Consider the following 15458-nt stretch of genomic DNA (forward strand, 5'->3'; position numbering starts at 1 on the left):
GACAAACCGTTCGGATATCGCGAACAATGCATGGGTGGATACCCGACGCCTGCATCTCCTGCTCGAGCTCTCCCGCCTCGGCTCCATGCGTGAGGTCGCCGAGACACACCGGCTGACCACCTCGACCGTCTCCCAGCAGATCGCCGCACTCGCGAAGGAGACGGGTGCGCAGCTCGTCGAACCGACCGGCCGCCGGGTGCGGCTCACTCCGGCCGGTCGCCGGCTGGCCGACCACGCCGTCACCATCCTGGCGGCCGTCGACGCCGCCCGGCTCGACCTCGACCCCCACGCCGAGCCGGTCGGCACCCTGCGCGTCGGGGGTTTCGCGACGGGCATCCGGGTGTCGCTGCTCCCGGTCGTCGCCGAACTGGCACGCACCCACTCGCAGGTGGACGTGGTGATCAGCGAATACGAGCCGGTCGAGGCGTTCGCGTTGCTCGCCGACGACGAACTCGATCTCGCCCTGACCTACGACTACAACCTGGCACCGGCGTCCCCGGGCACCGCGCTCGAGGCCGTCCCGCTGTGGTCGACGCCCTGGGGACTCGGCACCCCCACGCCCGCCGAGAACGGACCCGCCGACGTCGCCGCCTATGCCGGTTCGCCCTGGATCGTGAACTCCCGCAACACCGCCGACGAGGACGCCGTCCGCACCCTGGCCTCGCTCGCGGGTTTCACACCGCACATCGCCCACCAGATCGACAGCCTCGACCTCGTCGAGGACCTCATCGCCGCCGGCTACGGGGTGGGCCTGCTGCCGGCCGACCGTCCCACGCGCAAGGAAGTCACGGTCCGCCCGCTCACCAACCCGAAGGTCGTGCTGACGGCCTACGCCGTGACCCGCCGCGGGAGGTCGACCTGGCCGCCGCTGCGTCTGGTCCTCGACCGCCTGGCCGCCGTCACCGGTTTCTAGCGGGAGGCCACCGCGGAAGCCGCGTCCTTCAGGGTGCGGGCCGCGACCTGCAGTCCTTCGAGCTGTCCCAGTTCGACGTCCTCGTGTTCGATGTTGACCGCCATGTCCGGGTCGACCCGCTGCAGGGCGGCGAGGAAACGGGACCAGAAATCGACGTCGTGTCCGCGACCGACGGCGACGAAGTCCCACGCCGAGTCCTCGGGCCACTTGTTGACCACGTGCTTGCCACCGAGTCCGGTGGGGTTCTGGTCGGCCGGGATCCGGGTGAACCGATCGTCGAGGACGCCGTAGATCTTGCAGTTCTCGTTGATCCGGGTGTCCTTCGCCGCGGCGTGGAACACGAGGTCGCCGAGCCAGTCGACCGCGGCGACCGGATCGATGCCCTGCCAGAACAGGTGCGACGGGTCCATCTCGGCGCCGACGTTCGTGGCACCGGTCTTCTCGACCAGGCGCTCGAGGGTCGGCGGGTTGAACACCAGGTTCTGCGGATGCATCTCGATCGCGACCTTGACGCCGTTCTCACGGGCGAGCGCGTCGATCTCCTTCCAGAACGGCACCGCGACCTGATCCCACTGGTAGTCGAGGGAGTCGAGATAGCCACTGTCCCAAGTGTTCACGTGCCATGCCGGCCACTGGCCGCCGGCGTGCGCGGCGGGCAGCCCGGACATCGTGACCACCCGGTCCACACCGAGCAGACCGGCCACCTTGATCGCGTTGCGCAGGTCCTCGGCGTCCTCGGGGCCCACCTCGGGATCCGCGTGCAGCGGGTTGCCGTTGCAGTTCAGGCCGGCGATGGAGACGCCGGTCTCGTCGAAGACCTTCAGGTACTCCTCCGGTGACACCTCACCGGAGAGGAGTTCCTTGACGGGTAGGTGCGGGCTGGGCAGAAATCCGCCCGCGTTGATCTCCGCGCCCTCGAGCCCGAGGGATGCGATGGTCTCCAGCGCCTCGCGCAGGCTGCGGTCGTGCAGGACGGCGGTGTACACACCGAGTTTCATGAGGGTTCCTTGCGTGGTGGGAAGAAGTTGCAGTTCAGGGGTTTTGGGGCTACGGGGTTTGCGGTTCAGCCGATCTTGACGGCTGCTCCGTCGGCGCGGGCGGACTCCGCGACGGCGGTGACGATCTGCATGCCGCGCAGCGCGTGGGCGAAGGACGGCAGCGGGCCGAGGATGTCGATGCCGGCGATCTGGTCGAGGAACGCCCGGGCCTGGTAGGCGAAGAACTCCGCCTTGCCGTGGCCGACGCCGCCGGCATCCATCGGCAGGCCACCCTGGATGTACGGGTGCTGCGGACCGATGATCACCCGCCGCTGACCGTTCACGGTGCGGTCGAGGCCCTCGCTGGACACCGAGAATTCCGCGGCGCGAGCCAGGTCGAACGCTGCAGAGCCGGACGTCCCGAACAACTCGAAACCGAGTCCGTCCGGAAGCTGATGCGCGACACGGGAAGCGGAGAACGTGCCGACTGCGCCGTTCTGGAAGCGCGCCGTGAACGTCGCGAGGTCCTCGTTCTCGACGGGTGCCATCTCACCGGTGGTCTCGGCCTTGGTGTGGCCGTAGGTGACTCCGGCAGGCACGGGACGCTTCGTGATCACCGTGGCGAAGGTCGCGCCGCTGATCTCGACGATCGGACCGCACACGAATTCGGCCATGTCGAGCAGGTGGCTGCCGACGTCCGCGAGCGCGCCCGTTCCGGGACCGCCGCGGTACCGCCAGGTGATCGGCGAGGCGGGGTCGAGGCCGTAGTCGCACCAGTAATGCCCGTTGAAGTGGATGATGTCGCCGAGGCGGCCCGTCGCGAGTTCGTCGCGGATCGCCTGGATGGCCGGCGACCGGCGGTAGGTGTACCCGACCGCGGCGATCGTGTCGGCATCCGCAGCGGCCCCCACCATGGCCTCGGCGTCCGTGATGGACCCGGCCAGGGGCTTCTCGCACAGCACGTGCTTCCCCGCGGCGAGGAGCCCTTCGACGATCTCCCGGTGCAACTGGTTGGCGACGACGACGCTCACGGCGTCGATGTCCGGCGATTCGGCGATGGCCTGCCAGCTGTACTCGGCCCGCTCGTACCCGTACCGCTTCGCGGTGTCGTCGGCGACGGCCTGGTTGGTGTCGGCGATCGCAACCAGACGCACGTCGGGGCGGTCGGTTCCGAACAGCGTCGACGCCATGCGATATCCGGCGGCGTGTGCTCGTCCGGCCATGCCGCCGCCGATGACGGCGACACCGATCGAGTGGGAAGTCATGAGTGGAAGCCTTTCGGTGTGATGGTGACCCGGCGGGAGTGCAGGTCGGCTACCCGCAGACACCTGCACGGATGAGTGAAGACGCCCTCCGGCTAGTTCGGTCTATTTAACCGGTCTAGTACGACTACTATGAGCTGAATCACGACACCCTGTCAAGCCCCGACTCGGCGATCCGGCCAGCGGGCCGCACCCCTTGACGAGCACCCTTGGCGTGCAGATATTGAATGCAATTTCACTGAATACCTCTTCAGTGAATGCGAAGTCGGGAAGACGTACGGAGGTCATCGTCGCAGGCGATCCGGCACCGGGAGGCTGCTGGCGGAAGTTCCGCACGGACGGCTGTCGGGGGATCCGCTGCACAGAACGACGCTGATGCGGGGTTCCCTGGTCCAGGTGCTGCGTGAGTACGCCGCGCAGGCCAGGGTGCGGATCGTCACGGGCCGCCGACTGTAGGGGCCGAGCCCACGGGACACGGTGTCCACGCGCAGTTCGCCGACGGTTCCAGTGCACGCACCGACCTGCTGGTCGGCGCGGATGGTCTCTGGTCGGCTACACCTACGGAGGCCTCTACAGCGTCTCGGGCATCGCCGGCGGCATCCCGGCCGAGACCGGCACGTTCAACATGGTTCTCGCGCGCAGCGGCACCTTTCTCCACATTCCGGCGCCGGACGGAACCGTGTGGTGGTCCGCGCAGGTTGCCGATTCCAGGCCACCGGACCTGACCGGTGTCGGCGACGACTGGTTGCTCGGGCGACTCGCCGAGCTGTACCGGTTCGAGCCGCAGGCGCTCGAGATCATCAGGGCGACCACGCAATTGCACCGTCCGACGCTCATGCACACGCTGGCCGAAGTCCCGGTCTGGCACGACGAGCGCGTCGTCCTCGTCGGCGACGGCGCCCACCCGGCCGGGGCGGGGCAGGGCGCCTCCATGGCCATTGAAGACGCCGTCGTCCTGGCCCGGGCACTCGCTGAGACCGGCTCGACCGGAGAAGGTCTCGCCGAATACGACCGGCTCCGCCGGGCCCTGACGGCCGCCGCAGGTCAGGACACGCCCGACCGGGATCCTTCCATCGACTCGGGCGCGGGCCCGGTGGTACGGCGCGCGACGAGCCGCGGCCGGAGAACGGTCGCGACCGATTCGGTCCTCCCCCGGTCCAGCCGTTGGATGACCGCCTCGACCGCGGTGGCGGCCTGCTCCCGCGGTTGCTGATTGACCGACGTCAGATCGATGTGCGCGAGGTGGGCGAGCACGCTGTCGTCGTATCCGGAGACCGAGACGTCTTCGGGGATCCGCACGCCCCGGCTGCGCAGTTCGCCGATCAGCCCGATGGCACTGCGGTCGTTGGCCGCGATCACCGCGGTGGGAAGCTGCGACCGCCCCAGCAGTGTCTCCGCGGCGACCGTTCCGGCGCTGTCGGTGAAATCGCCCTCGACGACGTCGATGTCGAGTCCGTGACGACGCATGGCACGGGTGTACCCCGACCTCCGGTCGGCCGCAATCGTGCCCGCACCACCGCTGAGGTGCGTGATCCGGCGATGCCCCAGCTCGACGAGATGGTCGACGACGGTGCCGATCCCCTTGCCGTCCGCTGTGCGCACGACGTCGACGGCGCCGTCTCCGACGCGGCGACCGACCACGACCACCGGTACCCGTTCCCCGAGCGTGTCGAGCACGTCGGCGTCGAGTTCGGTGCCGAGCAGGATCAGGGCTTCACAGCGGAAATCGAGCAGCGTTTCGACGACTTTCGGTTCGGGATGCGTGGGAGTCAGCGCACCGAGCACCACCTCGTACCCGTAGTCGTCGGCGGCGGCGACGATGTACTCGACCATCTCGGCGTGGAAGCTGTTGCGAATATCCGCCGTCACCCCCACCAGGTGGGTCCGCCGGAGCGACATCAGTGCAGCGGTACGGTTCGGTCGGTACCCGAGCTCGTCCGCGACGTCGAGGACCCGCTTCCGCGTCTCGGCACTCGGTCCGGGAACCCGACGAAACACCATGGAGACCAACGCCTTCGACACCCCCACGCGGTCGGCGATGTCCTGCATGGTCACGGCCTGCCGGGGCATCGGAGCAGGACCACCGCGCCGGGCGTCGTCGCTTCGCATGTGCAGACCCTTTCGCTCGCCGAGCACGAGGCACACCCAGAGTATCCGACATAGACCGAAGTACTAGACCGGGCTACCTACCCGAACGCAGCCGTGGCAGTCCTCAGCGTCCCCGCCATCCTCGCGCTCTGACCGTGCCGACTACGCGGTGACCAGGTCGATGGCGACGGCCGATCCCTGCGGATCGACGACCGCGTCGAGGATGGTCTTCTGCGTCTGGGTCAGGTGCTCGGTGCAGGCCGCGGCAGCCGCCGGTCCGTCGCCGGCGAGGATCGCCCGGCACATCGCCCGGTGCTCCGCCAGCGAGACGTCCAGACGGTCCGGGTGGGAGTGGGCGATGTTGCGCAGTCTCTCCGTGTGCGGCCGGAGTTCGGCAATCGATCGGGCCAGTTGTGAGTTCCGGGTGTGCGCGATCACCGCCTGGTCGTACGTTTCGGTGAGTTCGTAGAAACGATCCCGCCGGGACTCGGACGGGTCCTCCTCCGAGATCGCCCCGAGTGCGTCCGCTACCTCTTCGAATTGCTGCCGGGCCGCGGTGTCCCGGCCGACGGCCTCGGCGACCATGCGCGCCGCGGCCGCCTCGAGCAGGATGCGTAGCTCGAACAGGTCCCGAACACTCTTGATGGAGATGGGAGCGACCCGTGCCCCCTGCCGGTCGGTGAGCGAGACCAGCCCGTCTGCTTCGAGCCGAAGGAAGGCCTGACGCACCGGGGTGCGAGACGCCGAGAACCGCGTGCCCACGTCGATAGCACTCAGCGACTGCCCGGGAGACAGGGTCCCGTTCAGAATGTCCTGTTTGAGCTGCACGTATACCTGTTCGCTCTTGCTTTCGCGCGCCATGCATACATCGTAACGTTCACCACCGTATGAGCTAAGGTATACGCTAATGCGCACCATAGAACAGGAACAGCATCCCGAAGTAGGCGTCCACACGTGAACGACGTGCAATCCACCGAACGATCCGTGCCGACGCGCGCGTCCGAACTGCACCGTCACGGACTTCGGTGGGCCGCACTGATCGCACTCTCGATCGGCGGCTGGGCGCTCGGCGAGAGCGTCGGACTGACAGCGGCCGGTCTATTCTCGGCTCTGATCGTCGCGGCGACCCTGGCCGTCACCGGCTGGGGCCCGTCCCGCGTGCCCCGCCCGCTGGGGAAGCTTGCCCAGGGAGTGCTGGCGAGCGCCGTCGGACTGATGGTGCACCGGGACACGATCGCCGCCCTGAGCTCGATGTGGGTGCCGGTGGTCTCGATCGCGGCCGCGACTCTCGCGCTCAGCGTGGCGGCCGGCGCCCTCCTCGCGCTGCACCGTGACGTGGACGCGGTGACCGGATCCCTCTCCATGACTGCGGGCGGCGCCACCGGACTCGTCGCGATGGCCCGCGAACTCGGCGGCGACGACCGGGTCGTCGCAGTGGTGCAGTACCTGAGAGTGGCACTCGTCGTCGTGTCGATGCCGATGATCGTCACGTTCGGCTTCCGCGCGGATACCGGTGCAGACACCGTGACAGGCACCGAGGGCGGCGGGTCCGAATGGTATGTGACCCTGCCATTCCTGGCACTGTTCATCGTGGGCGGCACCGCTGTGGCGTCACTCGTGCGACTACCCGCGCCCGCGACATTGGGTCCGCTGGCCGTGAGTGCCGGGTTCGAACTCGGCGGCTGGAGCGACGCGGTCGCGGTCCCGCCGATGCTGATGACCGCCGCGCTGATCCTCATCGGCTGGCAGGCCGGGCTCGCGTTCGACCGGGCGAGCCTGCGGGCGATCGGACGAATCCTGCCGTACGCGGCGCTGATCACCTTGCTGGTCGGGGCGGCCTGCGCCGGGCTGGGCGTCCTACTCTCCCACCTCACCGGCGCGAGCCTGCTCGAGGCCTATCTCGCCACCACGCCCGGTGGCCTGGCGGCGGTGCTGGCCGTCTCGGCATCCACCGCCTCCAACGTCACGTTCGTCGCGGCCGCTCAGGTGTTGCGCCTGGTCATCATGCTCGTCACCACCCCGATCATGGCGAAGGTGTTTGCCCACTTCAGTTCTCGGCGTCAACCAGCGTAGTTCGGGAATCCTCTCCGGACAGGACGGTCCGGCTTGCGTCCGGGCCGTCTCGACCGGAGAGGAGTCCCGAACACCCCGAGTCTCGTTGCAGTGTCTCCGAACTCGGGGTCCACCGGGATGTGGGTTCCTCGAATGTCGGCGCATGGCATCTACCTCCGATTCTTGTCAGCAGCTACCGAGCTGCACGGTGGGTGGGTGTCGGGTCGGTCAGCCGTAAACCCTCGCGATGAAGGCATCGAGGTTGTCGCGGACCCGCGCGATCCTCTCCTCGGGCTCGAGATCCTCGCGGTACTGCCTGCCCAGCGCGGGCGACTTCTTCCGGCGCGCGTAGAGCGAGCAGGCGAGATCGGCGCACATGTAGGTGCCGATCGAATTGCCGCGGCGTCCGGATTCACCCGACTTGCGCGCGGTCATCAGCGAGACGCCGCCGTTGGCGTGCGTCGTCATGCAGACGGTGCACATCTGCGCGCGGCGATAACCGCCCGTTTCGTAGCGCAGCGCGACGCCGACCAGACCACCGTCTCGCGGCACGACGACATAGCAGCGGCCGGGAAACGACGGGTCACTCCAGCCGAGGAAGTCCAGGTCGTCCCAGGGCCGATCGTCCAGATCCCGAGGGACGGGCAGACGCTTGGCGTCGCCTTTGGAGCAGTTGATGAACGACGACCTGATGTCGCGTTCGGTGACGGGTTCCATGTCGAGGTGAACTCCTTCTGTGAACGGGGTTGACAAAGCCACGTGACACTACGGACAGCGGTGAGGTCGAGCAACGGATTTTCCGAACGATCTCTGGCCGCGTCGCGGGTGCGGCGGGTGTCGCGAGCGTCCCAGGACAGCGCGACATCTGCGTGTATCGTGCTGTTTCCGGCTTCGAGGGGAACGGCAATGGCGGCAGGTACACGGGTCGGCTCGCAGTTCGGGCAATACCATCTCAGGGCTCTGCTCGGACGAGGCGGAATGGGTGAGGTGTACGAGGCGCACGACACCACCAAGGATCGCACCGTCGCCCTCAAGATCCTCGACGTCGACCTCGCGAAGGACCCCACCTTTCAGCAGCGGTTCCGACGCGAATCGCATGCCGCGGCCAGGTTGCAGGAGCCGCACGTCATTCCGATTCACGACTGGGGCGAAATCGACGGTGTGCTGTACATCGACATGCGCCTGGTCGTGGGACAGGATCTGCGTTCACTGCTCCGCACACGGGGCCCGATGGGTCCCGCACACGCGGTCGCGATCGTCGACCAGATCGCGGCGGCGCTCGACGCCGCGCACACCGACGGTCTCATCCACCGCGACGTCAAGCCGGAGAACATCCTCGTCACCGCCGGGGAGTTCGCGTACCTCGTCGACTTCGGTATCGCGCACTCGAGTTCCGACCTCCGCCTGACCACGCTCGGCAGTGCCGTCGGTTCCTACGCGTACATGGCGCCCGAGCGGTTCGACAATGCACCGGTCGATGCCCGCGCGGACGTCTACTCGCTGGCGTGTGTCCTCTACGAATGCCTCACGGGGTCCATCCCGTTCCCGTCCAACAGCATCAGCAGCGCGATCCGCGCCCACCTCACGACGCCGGTGCCCAGCCCCAGCTCGATTCGACCCGACGTGCCCGCCGCGTTCGACGAGGTGATCGCCCGAGGCCTGGCGAAGGACCCCCGCGATCGGTACCCGACGGCCGGCGACTTCGCGGCCGCCGCCCGGTCCGCGTTGACCGCTCGCGAGCGGAGGACCGAAACCGACATCGCGACCCGCCCGGAACCCTCGTCGGGGATGCGGTCCGAACCGACGCGCGTCGACGACCGCGGCCGTCCACCGGTCTACCCGCCGACCGCATTCCACGGCGGGCCACCCGCGCAACCCTCGGCGGCGCCGTATTACCCGTCGACTCCCTACGCCCCGCCGGCACGACGGTCGGTGGCCGTGCCGGTGACGGTCACCGTGCTGGTGATTGCGCTGCTGGTCCTCGGCGGGGTGGTCGGATGGCTCGTGCTGGATCGGAACACACCGGACGCATCCACCGTCGCCGCGGCCACCAGCAGTCAGGTGCGCGCCTCGGCCACGGAGGACGTACCCGTCGCGTCCGCGGCGCCGGCGACGGTCCCGCCTGCCGTGACGGCGCCCCGTACGACGACGGCTCCCCCGCCGACGATCGTCGGCGAGGTGTCGGGCGCCGACAGGCAGGGTTTCCTGGCCCCGTCCGACGCACGCTGCAACTACACCAACCCGGCGGTGTTCATCGGTCGCACCACGAAGTCTCTCGTCGTGGTCTGCGAGACCGGTGTGGGCCGCTACTACTACCAGGGCGTACGCATCAGCGACGGCGCCGCCATCTCCGTCGACGATCCGATCTCGAGCGGAACCGGCTTCGTGGCCACCGGCGACGGCGGCACCCAGTACCGGCTGACCCCATCCGCCCTGACCATCGTCAGCGGCGACGGACGGATCCTCGCGACCGAACCGATGGTCGAGTCCGCGCACCGCTGAATCGCCGTCTGCGGCGACAACGGGACGAGCGGTCGGAATCGGTGAGAGTATAGGTCTGTGAGCGCACAGGCAGAGCATGAGGAGAGACGTCGCCCAACTCCGGAAACTCCCTTGGGCTACCTCGAGCAGCTACCCGCCCTCGTCCTGCTCGAACGCCTTCCGGTTCCCGTCCTGGCGGTCGAGAGCGACGGCACCGTCGTCCACGCGAACAGTGCTTTCGAGGAGATGCTGGGTTATCCCGTCGCTTCACTGCGCGGACACCCGGTGTCCGAACTCCTCGCCCTGGACGACGCACCGACAGGTGCCGACGCGGTCGAGCACCTCCGCGAGTCCGCCACCTCACCCGTCGACCTGACACATCAGGACGGGTCCCGAGTCCGTGCACTCGTCAGCCGGCCCATTCTCCGTCGGGAGGACGATCCGGTGACCCTCGTCTGCTTCCACGACGTCACCGAACAACTGTGGAACGGCGGCCGCGCGCCCGGCTTCTGACCCCCGCCCCACAGACGCACGGACATTGGCCGGATTCACGCGCTATTGCCTGGAATCCGGCGAAACCGTCCGCAAACAGCGCGGAAGGGATCGAACGCGGGTTAAGTTGACTGAATGGCGACCGGCAAGAGCAAGGCTCCCGCTGTCGAACTGGAGGTCGGCGACCGGACCGTGCGGATCTCGCACCCGGAGCGCGTCTACTTCCCCGCGACCGGTGCCACGAAGCTCGACCTCGCGAACTACTACCTGAGCGTCGGCGACGGGATCGTGCGCGCCCTGCGCGAACGCCCCTGCATGATGCACCGCTTTCCGGACGGCCTGAGCGGCGAGAAGGTCCACCAGAAGCGGTTGCCGCACGGTGCGCCGGACTGGGTCCAGACGGTGCGGGTGACGTTTCCGCGGTACAACCGTCACGCCGACGAACTGTGCGTGACGCACCCGGCGGATGTGATCTGGGCGGTGCAGATGTCCACGGTCGAGTTCCATCCGTGGAACTCGCGCCGCGCTGACGTCGAACGTCCCGACGAGTGGCGGATCGATCTCGATCCGATGCCCGAGTGCGGGTTCGACACGGTGCAGCGCGTGGCCGGGGTGGTGCACGAGGTGCTCGACGAAGTGGGCGCGGCGGGCTGGCCGAAGACGTCGGGCGGAAGCGGCATGCACGTCTACGTCCGGATCCGGCCCGACTGGGGTTTCGGCGACGTCCGGCGGGCCGCGCTGGCCTTCGCCCGCGAAGTGGAGCGCCGGGCCCCGCAGGACGTCACCACCACCTGGTGGCGGAAGGACCGGGATCCGCGCAAACTGTTCGTCGACTACAACCAGAACGCCCGCGATCACACCATCGCCAGCGCGTACTCGGTGCGAGGTGTGCCCGACGCGACCGTGTCCACACCGGTGACGTGGGACGAAATCGACGACGTGGACCCGCACGAGTTCACCATCGCCACCGTCCCCGACCGCTTCGCGAAACTCGGTGACCTGCATGCAGGAATCGACGACGCCGTGTTCTCGCTCGAACCGCTGCTGGAGTGGGCCGACCGGGACGAGGCCGAAGGCGAGCCGGATCCCGGCGGCGCGGAGGATTAGTCGGGGCACTCGGCCAGCGCTGCCGGCGCGGTTTGCCCACAACGCGACACGCGCCCCGACCGTGCGGCCGAGGCGCGTGTCTGGCATGCCGAACTCTTCCCTACCGTGGCGGCGGGGGCGGTGGCGGCGGAGGCGGTGGGTTGGGATTGCAGAGTTGGCAGCCGTCGACCGGCGGTTTGGGAACCGGCGCGTGACAATCGTTCTGACATGGTCTGGCGCCGGCGAATTCGGCTGTTCCCACCAGTGAAATCGAGAGAGCCGCGAGGATCGCCCCGATGGCGGCCACGATTCTGGCGGAAGTTCTGGTAGTCGACATTGTGGTTCCTCCTGTGAGCTGAAGGGCGGTGTGCACCGTCCATAGAGCTTCGGCGAAGGACGGGCCGGCGACCAGGCACCCTCGGGGTGGTATCGCGCCACCCGCTATGCCATCCCGCCGATCACGTCCAGCACGTCGCGGAGCGCGGACACGGAGTGCGCGGGGAGGAAGGCATCGCAGAACGGCAGCGCAGCCGCCATCGATCCGGCGAGCGGCCGGAAGTCGGGGTCACCGGCGCGGGGGTTGAGCCACACCAGTCGGTGGGCGCGGCGACGGACCCTGGTGAGGGCATGCGCCAGGCGCTTCGGGTCGTCGCTGTCCCAGCCGTCGGACGCGATGACCACGACTGCCCCGCGCAGCGCGTTGCCGTGCGGGGACGCCAGTAGTTCGCTCACGCTGCCCGCGATGTGGGTGCCACCGAATCTGTCGACCACCTTGTCGTTCGCCTTACGGACCGCGGTCTCGGCGCTGCGGTGGGCGAGCACGGGCGTGAGCCTCGTCAGCGACGTGGAGAACGCGAACACCTCCGGCCTGCCCGCGGTCTGGCGTTGCACCGCCGCCCGCATCAGATGGAGATAGATCGCGGCGTACGGCTGCATCGACCGGCTCACGTCGCACAGCATCACGATGCGCCGCGGGCGGTTCCGGGGACGGCTCCGCGCGAGAACCACCGGTTCCCAGCCCGTGGCCCTCGACCGGTTCATGGTGGCGCGCAGATCGATACGCCGGCCGCGGCGATGCACTTCGCGACGCCGGGTGCGGCGGGACGGCCACGCGGCGGTGGCCTGTTCCAGCCAGGATCCGAGGAGCCGGAGGTCGCCGGCGTCGAATCGGGCGAAGGGTTCGTCGGCGCGGGCCACGAGCCTGCTGGGCAGGGTGTCCGGCACGGCGGTGAGCGCGTCGTGAAGGTCGTCCTCGCCGCTGTCGTCGCCGCCGGTCATCATCGGTCGTGTCATCCACGGCACGCCTTCGACGTCCTGCGCCTCACCGGGCCGGTCGCGACCGTCGCGGACACCTGCGAGGGCCTTCTCTCGTCCCGCAGCGGCGCGTCGCGCGTGCGGATCCACGGACAGCACGGCGTCATCGAAGACCGCGGAGAACACCGCGTCGAACGACGCGAGGTCGTCGACGCGGTTGACCAGGGTCAGACGCGCCGACCAGTACAGCCGCGACCGCGAACCCGGCGGTGACAGATGAAGCGCCCGAACGAACACCGCGGGGCCACTTGCCGAGACGACGACGCCACGGGAGCGCAACCGGGCGACGAGTGCCACCGCGAACGCCGCGAGATCGACGCCCCGCAGGATGCCCGACGCGCTCATCGCCTGCGGCGGCCCACCACGAGGACGACCACGATTCCCGCGAGGATGGCAGCGAGAATGGGGGCGTACCGTTTCCACGCACCCGCGCCGGACAGCGCCAGAAGATCCAGCGGCGCCGGTTCGGCGGCAGGCGGGGCCACGGAGAGGTTCGTGGTGCCGGCCGCCTCGGGCTCGGCCGTGGCCTGCTCGGCGGGTCCCCCGGCGAGCTTCGCTTCCAGCGACTCCGCGAACTGCCCCATGAGTTTCTCCGACACCTGCTGGATCATTCCGCTGCCGAACTGCGCGAGTTTGCCGACGATCTTCATGTCGGTGTCCACGGTGACGCGGGTGCGGTCGCCCACCTCGTGCAACTGGGCGGTGATCGTCGCGGACGCGTTGCCGGAACCGCGCGAGTCCCTCCCGCGGGCGTCGATCACGGCGCGGTGCTCCTTCGGATCGCGCACGACGAACGCGGCCTTGCCTTTGAACTCACTGGTCACCGGGCCGACCTTGACCTTCACTTTCCCCAGGTAATCTTCACCCTCCCGCCCGGTCATCTGAGCTCCCGGTAGCAGGGGGGCAACCTCCTCGAGGTCGCTGAGCACCTCCCACGCCTGCTCGATCGGAGCGCTGACGGTGAACTCGTTGGCGATCTTCATGGCAGTTGCCTCTCATCCGGTGGCCAGGCCGTGCGCGTAGTCCGCGAATGCGTCCTGAACTATTGTGCGGTCGTCCGGGGTCTTCGCGAGGGCACTCAGGCTCTGGATCGCGTCGTCGCGAACCAGATCGGCCACCCCCAGCGCCGCGAGGGCGGACACCCAGTCGATCGTCTCGGCAATTCCGGGCGGCTTGTCGAGATCGAGTTCGCGGGCCCGGCCGACGAAGCGGGTGGCGTGCTCGATGAGGGGCGCCGCCGCCGCGGGCACCGTGCGGCGCACGATGGCGGCGGCCCGCACCGGCTCCGGATAGTCGATCCAGTGGTAGAGGCATCGTCGGCGCAGCGCGTCGTGGAGGTCGCGGCTCCGGTTGGACGTCAGCACGACGACGGGGTGATGTTCGGCCGTGAACGTTCCCAGTTCGGGAACGGTGACCGATGCCTCCCCCAGGAATTCGAGGAGGAGTGCCTCGAACTCGTCGTCGGCTCGGTCTATTTCGTCGATCAGAAGTACGGGCGGGGTCGGTCCCCGATATCGCACACAGTGGAGGATGGGACGTTCCAGCAGGAATTCCTCGGTGAACAGGTCGTCCTCGGTCAGGCCGTCGCCCCGCGATTCGGCCAGCCTGATGGTGAGCAACTGCCGCTGATAGTTCCAGTCGTAGAGGGCCTCGTTCGCGGTGAGGCCCTCGTAGCACTGCAACCGGATCAGCGGGGCGCCGAGGACGGTCGCGAGAGCCTTCGCCGCGGTGGTTTTGCCGACTCCGGGTTCGCCTTCGAGCAGGAGCGGGCGGCGCAGGGCTGCCGCGAGATACAGGGCCGACGCGGTTCCGAAGTCCAGAAGGTAGTCCTCGGCATCGAAGCGCCGGACCACATCCCCCACGTCCTCGAACGCCTCCGTCATACCGCTCCCGTCTCCCGCGCGAACGATGTCCGGCAACCCGGGCCGCAGAACCAGCAGTCGGCACCGTCCCGCCGCAGGTGGGCGGTATCCGGCCCCACCACGACTCGCATCCCGCACACCGGATCGACCGCCTCGGTCACCGCCGCCCGCGGAGGCGAATCGCCCTCGGGCGCGCGAAGCCCCGCGGTCCGCAGTTCCTGCACCAACTCGGCCGCGATCGACACCGCGATCTCCGCCGACGTCCGCGCCCCGATGTCGAGACCGACGGGGGTGTGCACCCGCAACCGTTCGGACTCGGTGAGACCCAGGGTGTCGAGGATGGCCCCACCGCGTGTTCGGCTGGCGACGAGCCCGACATACCCGATCCCGGCGTCGAGCGCCGCACGGATGACCTCCCCTTCGGGCCCGCCGTGGCCGGCGAGCACCACCGCCGTGGTGCCGGAGAACTGCTCGAAACCGGCGTCGTCGCGCTCGACGGTGAATCCCAGCAGTTCCGCTATGCCCCCCAACGCCTGCGCGATCGGCGTGGTGCCGAAGATCCGCACCAACGGGGGTGGCAGTTGCGGCTCCAGGAAGATCTCCATGGCACCGCCGGACAGGCACGGATTCACCACGACGGACGCGCCCGGAGTCTCCGGGAACTGCACGGCCCCGTCGGGAAGGACCCGCAACAGCACGCTCTCGTTGGTCGCCAGCGCCCCCAGGGCGGCCGTGCGCACCGAATTCTGCGCGCACTGACCGCCGACGAAACCCTCGATCGTGCCGTCCTGCAGGAGGATCGCCTCGTCGCCGGAATGACTGGACGTGGGCGGCTGCGCCCGCACCACGGTCGCATGGACGAACGGCCTGCGATCGCGCGCCAGTTGCGCCGCACGCTCTTTCAGATCCATCGGGCCTCCTCGCAGCCGAC

14 protein-coding genes and 1 pseudogene are annotated in these 15458 nt (G+C 68.8%); 6 read left to right on the forward strand and 9 right to left on the reverse strand.

Annotated elements, in window-relative coordinates; all coding sequences use genetic code 11:
- The first annotated feature begins 34 nt into the window (after positions 1-34).
- Positions 35-913 (forward strand): LysR family transcriptional regulator, encoded by an 879-nt coding sequence (locus GO592_RS23410; protein ID WP_007299151.1) that lies wholly within the window; start codon positions 35-37, stop codon positions 911-913.
- Here GO592_RS23410 and GO592_RS23415 read toward each other — a convergent pair.
- Both GO592_RS23415 and GO592_RS23420 read right to left on the reverse strand, forming a co-directional pair.
- The gene (locus GO592_RS23415; protein ID WP_007299152.1) at positions 910-1911 is read right to left on the reverse strand and encodes a sugar phosphate isomerase/epimerase family protein; all 1002 of its coding nucleotides are present in this window, start codon (positions 1909-1911) and stop codon (positions 910-912) included. The two genes, GO592_RS23410 and GO592_RS23415, sit on opposite strands and share 4 nt — an antisense overlap.
- Before the next feature lie 65 nt (positions 1912-1976).
- Positions 1977-3155 carry a Gfo/Idh/MocA family protein gene (locus GO592_RS23420; RefSeq protein WP_007299153.1) on the reverse strand — a complete coding sequence of 393 codons (1179 nt, stop codon included), beginning with the start codon at positions 3153-3155 and terminating at the stop codon, positions 1977-1979.
- Positions 3156-3987: 832 nt separating this feature from the next.
- Here GO592_RS23420 and GO592_RS44615 point away from each other — a divergent pair.
- Positions 3988-4134, forward strand: a pseudogene (locus tag GO592_RS44615) (FAD-dependent monooxygenase); the annotation flags it as partial.
- A 62-nt stretch (positions 4135-4196) separates the two neighbouring features.
- Here the strand turns inward: GO592_RS44615 and GO592_RS23430 are convergent.
- A complete protein-coding gene (locus tag GO592_RS23430) occupies positions 4197-5261 on the reverse strand; it encodes a LacI family DNA-binding transcriptional regulator (protein ID WP_172650027.1) in 1065 nt (354 codons plus the stop codon).
- A gap of 141 nt (positions 5262-5402) precedes the next feature.
- Positions 5403-6101: a GntR family transcriptional regulator gene (locus GO592_RS23435; RefSeq protein WP_005258472.1), complete on the reverse strand. Its 699-nt coding sequence runs from the start codon at positions 6099-6101 to the stop codon at positions 5403-5405.
- 93 nt (positions 6102-6194) lie between these two features.
- Here GO592_RS23435 and GO592_RS23440 point away from each other — a divergent pair, with 93 nt between their 5' ends.
- Positions 6195-7313 (forward strand): AbrB family transcriptional regulator, encoded by a 1119-nt coding sequence (locus tag GO592_RS23440; RefSeq protein ID WP_007299156.1) that lies wholly within the window; start codon positions 6195-6197, stop codon positions 7311-7313.
- Positions 7314-7520: 207 nt separating this feature from the next.
- Here GO592_RS23440 and GO592_RS23445 read toward each other — a convergent pair whose 3' ends face one another.
- Positions 7521-8009 carry an FBP domain-containing protein gene (locus tag GO592_RS23445; RefSeq protein WP_005566258.1) on the reverse strand — a complete coding sequence of 163 codons (489 nt, stop codon included), beginning with the start codon at positions 8007-8009 and terminating at the stop codon, positions 7521-7523.
- A gap of 189 nt (positions 8010-8198) precedes the next feature.
- On the opposite strand from GO592_RS23445, the gene GO592_RS23450 reads away from it, so the two are divergent.
- From GO592_RS23450 to ligD, 3 genes are all read left to right on the forward strand, one after another.
- Positions 8199-9794, forward strand: coding sequence for a serine/threonine-protein kinase (locus GO592_RS23450; RefSeq protein WP_039952171.1), 1596 nt, complete (start codon positions 8199-8201; stop codon positions 9792-9794).
- 57 nt (positions 9795-9851) lie between these two features.
- Positions 9852-10286 carry a PAS domain-containing protein gene (locus GO592_RS23455; RefSeq protein ID WP_039952173.1) on the forward strand — a complete coding sequence of 145 codons (435 nt, stop codon included), beginning with the start codon at positions 9852-9854 and terminating at the stop codon, positions 10284-10286.
- Positions 10287-10400: 114 nt separating this feature from the next.
- On the forward strand, positions 10401-11372 hold the full coding sequence (gene ligD, locus GO592_RS23460) for a non-homologous end-joining DNA ligase (protein WP_007299159.1): 972 nt from the start codon (positions 10401-10403) through the stop codon (positions 11370-11372).
- 420 nt (positions 11373-11792) lie between these two features.
- Here ligD and GO592_RS23465 read toward each other — a convergent pair whose 3' ends face one another.
- The 4 genes from GO592_RS23465 to GO592_RS23480 are packed head-to-tail and all read right to left on the reverse strand — an operon-like array spanning position 11793 to position 15438.
- A complete protein-coding gene (locus GO592_RS23465) occupies positions 11793-13010 on the reverse strand; it encodes a vWA domain-containing protein (protein WP_007299160.1) in 1218 nt (405 codons plus the stop codon).
- Positions 13007-13648 carry an SRPBCC family protein gene (locus tag GO592_RS23470; RefSeq protein WP_007299161.1) on the reverse strand — a complete coding sequence of 214 codons (642 nt, stop codon included), beginning with the start codon at positions 13646-13648 and terminating at the stop codon, positions 13007-13009. The genes GO592_RS23465 and GO592_RS23470 overlap by 4 nt, the downstream gene beginning before the upstream one ends.
- A gap of 12 nt (positions 13649-13660) precedes the next feature.
- On the reverse strand, positions 13661-14548 hold the full coding sequence (locus GO592_RS23475) for an AAA family ATPase (RefSeq protein ID WP_005258486.1): 888 nt from the start codon (positions 14546-14548) through the stop codon (positions 13661-13663).
- A complete protein-coding gene (locus tag GO592_RS23480; protein WP_007299162.1) occupies positions 14545-15438 on the reverse strand; it encodes an XdhC family protein in 894 nt (297 codons plus the stop codon). The genes GO592_RS23475 and GO592_RS23480 overlap by 4 nt, the downstream gene beginning before the upstream one ends.
- Positions 15439-15458 lie beyond the last annotated feature (20 nt).

This window comes from Rhodococcus sp. 21391 (assembly GCF_016772255.1).
Classification (GTDB): Bacteria; Actinomycetota; Actinomycetes; order Mycobacteriales; family Mycobacteriaceae; genus Rhodococcus_F; species Rhodococcus_F opacus.

What these genes read in the sequence shown, in the direction of transcription:
- GO592_RS23480 (WP_007299162.1), bottom strand. Translation starts at nt 15,438, where the DNA reads ATGGATCTGAAAGAGCGTGCGGCGCAACTGGCGCGCGATCGCAGGCCG.
- GO592_RS23450 (WP_039952171.1), top strand. Translation starts at nt 8,199, where the DNA reads ATGGCGGCAGGTACACGGGTCGGCTCGCAGTTCGGGCAATACCATCTC.
- GO592_RS23415 (WP_007299152.1), bottom strand. Translation starts at nt 1,911, where the DNA reads ATGAAACTCGGTGTGTACACCGCCGTCCTGCACGACCGCAGCCTGCGC.
- GO592_RS23470 (WP_007299161.1), bottom strand. Translation starts at nt 13,648, where the DNA reads ATGAAGATCGCCAACGAGTTCACCGTCAGCGCTCCGATCGAGCAGGCG.
- GO592_RS23475 (WP_005258486.1), bottom strand. Translation starts at nt 14,548, where the DNA reads ATGACGGAGGCGTTCGAGGACGTGGGGGATGTGGTCCGGCGCTTCGAT.
- GO592_RS23430 (WP_172650027.1), bottom strand. Translation starts at nt 5,261, where the DNA reads ATGCGAAGCGACGACGCCCGGCGCGGTGGTCCTGCTCCGATGCCCCGG.
- GO592_RS23465 (WP_007299160.1), bottom strand. Translation starts at nt 13,010, where the DNA reads ATGAGCGCGTCGGGCATCCTGCGGGGCGTCGATCTCGCGGCGTTCGCG.
- ligD (WP_007299159.1), top strand. Translation starts at nt 10,401, where the DNA reads ATGGCGACCGGCAAGAGCAAGGCTCCCGCTGTCGAACTGGAGGTCGGC.
- GO592_RS23420 (WP_007299153.1), bottom strand. Translation starts at nt 3,155, where the DNA reads ATGACTTCCCACTCGATCGGTGTCGCCGTCATCGGCGGCGGCATGGCC.
- GO592_RS23445 (WP_005566258.1), bottom strand. Translation starts at nt 8,009, where the DNA reads ATGGAACCCGTCACCGAACGCGACATCAGGTCGTCGTTCATCAACTGC.
- GO592_RS23435 (WP_005258472.1), bottom strand. Translation starts at nt 6,101, where the DNA reads ATGGCGCGCGAAAGCAAGAGCGAACAGGTATACGTGCAGCTCAAACAG.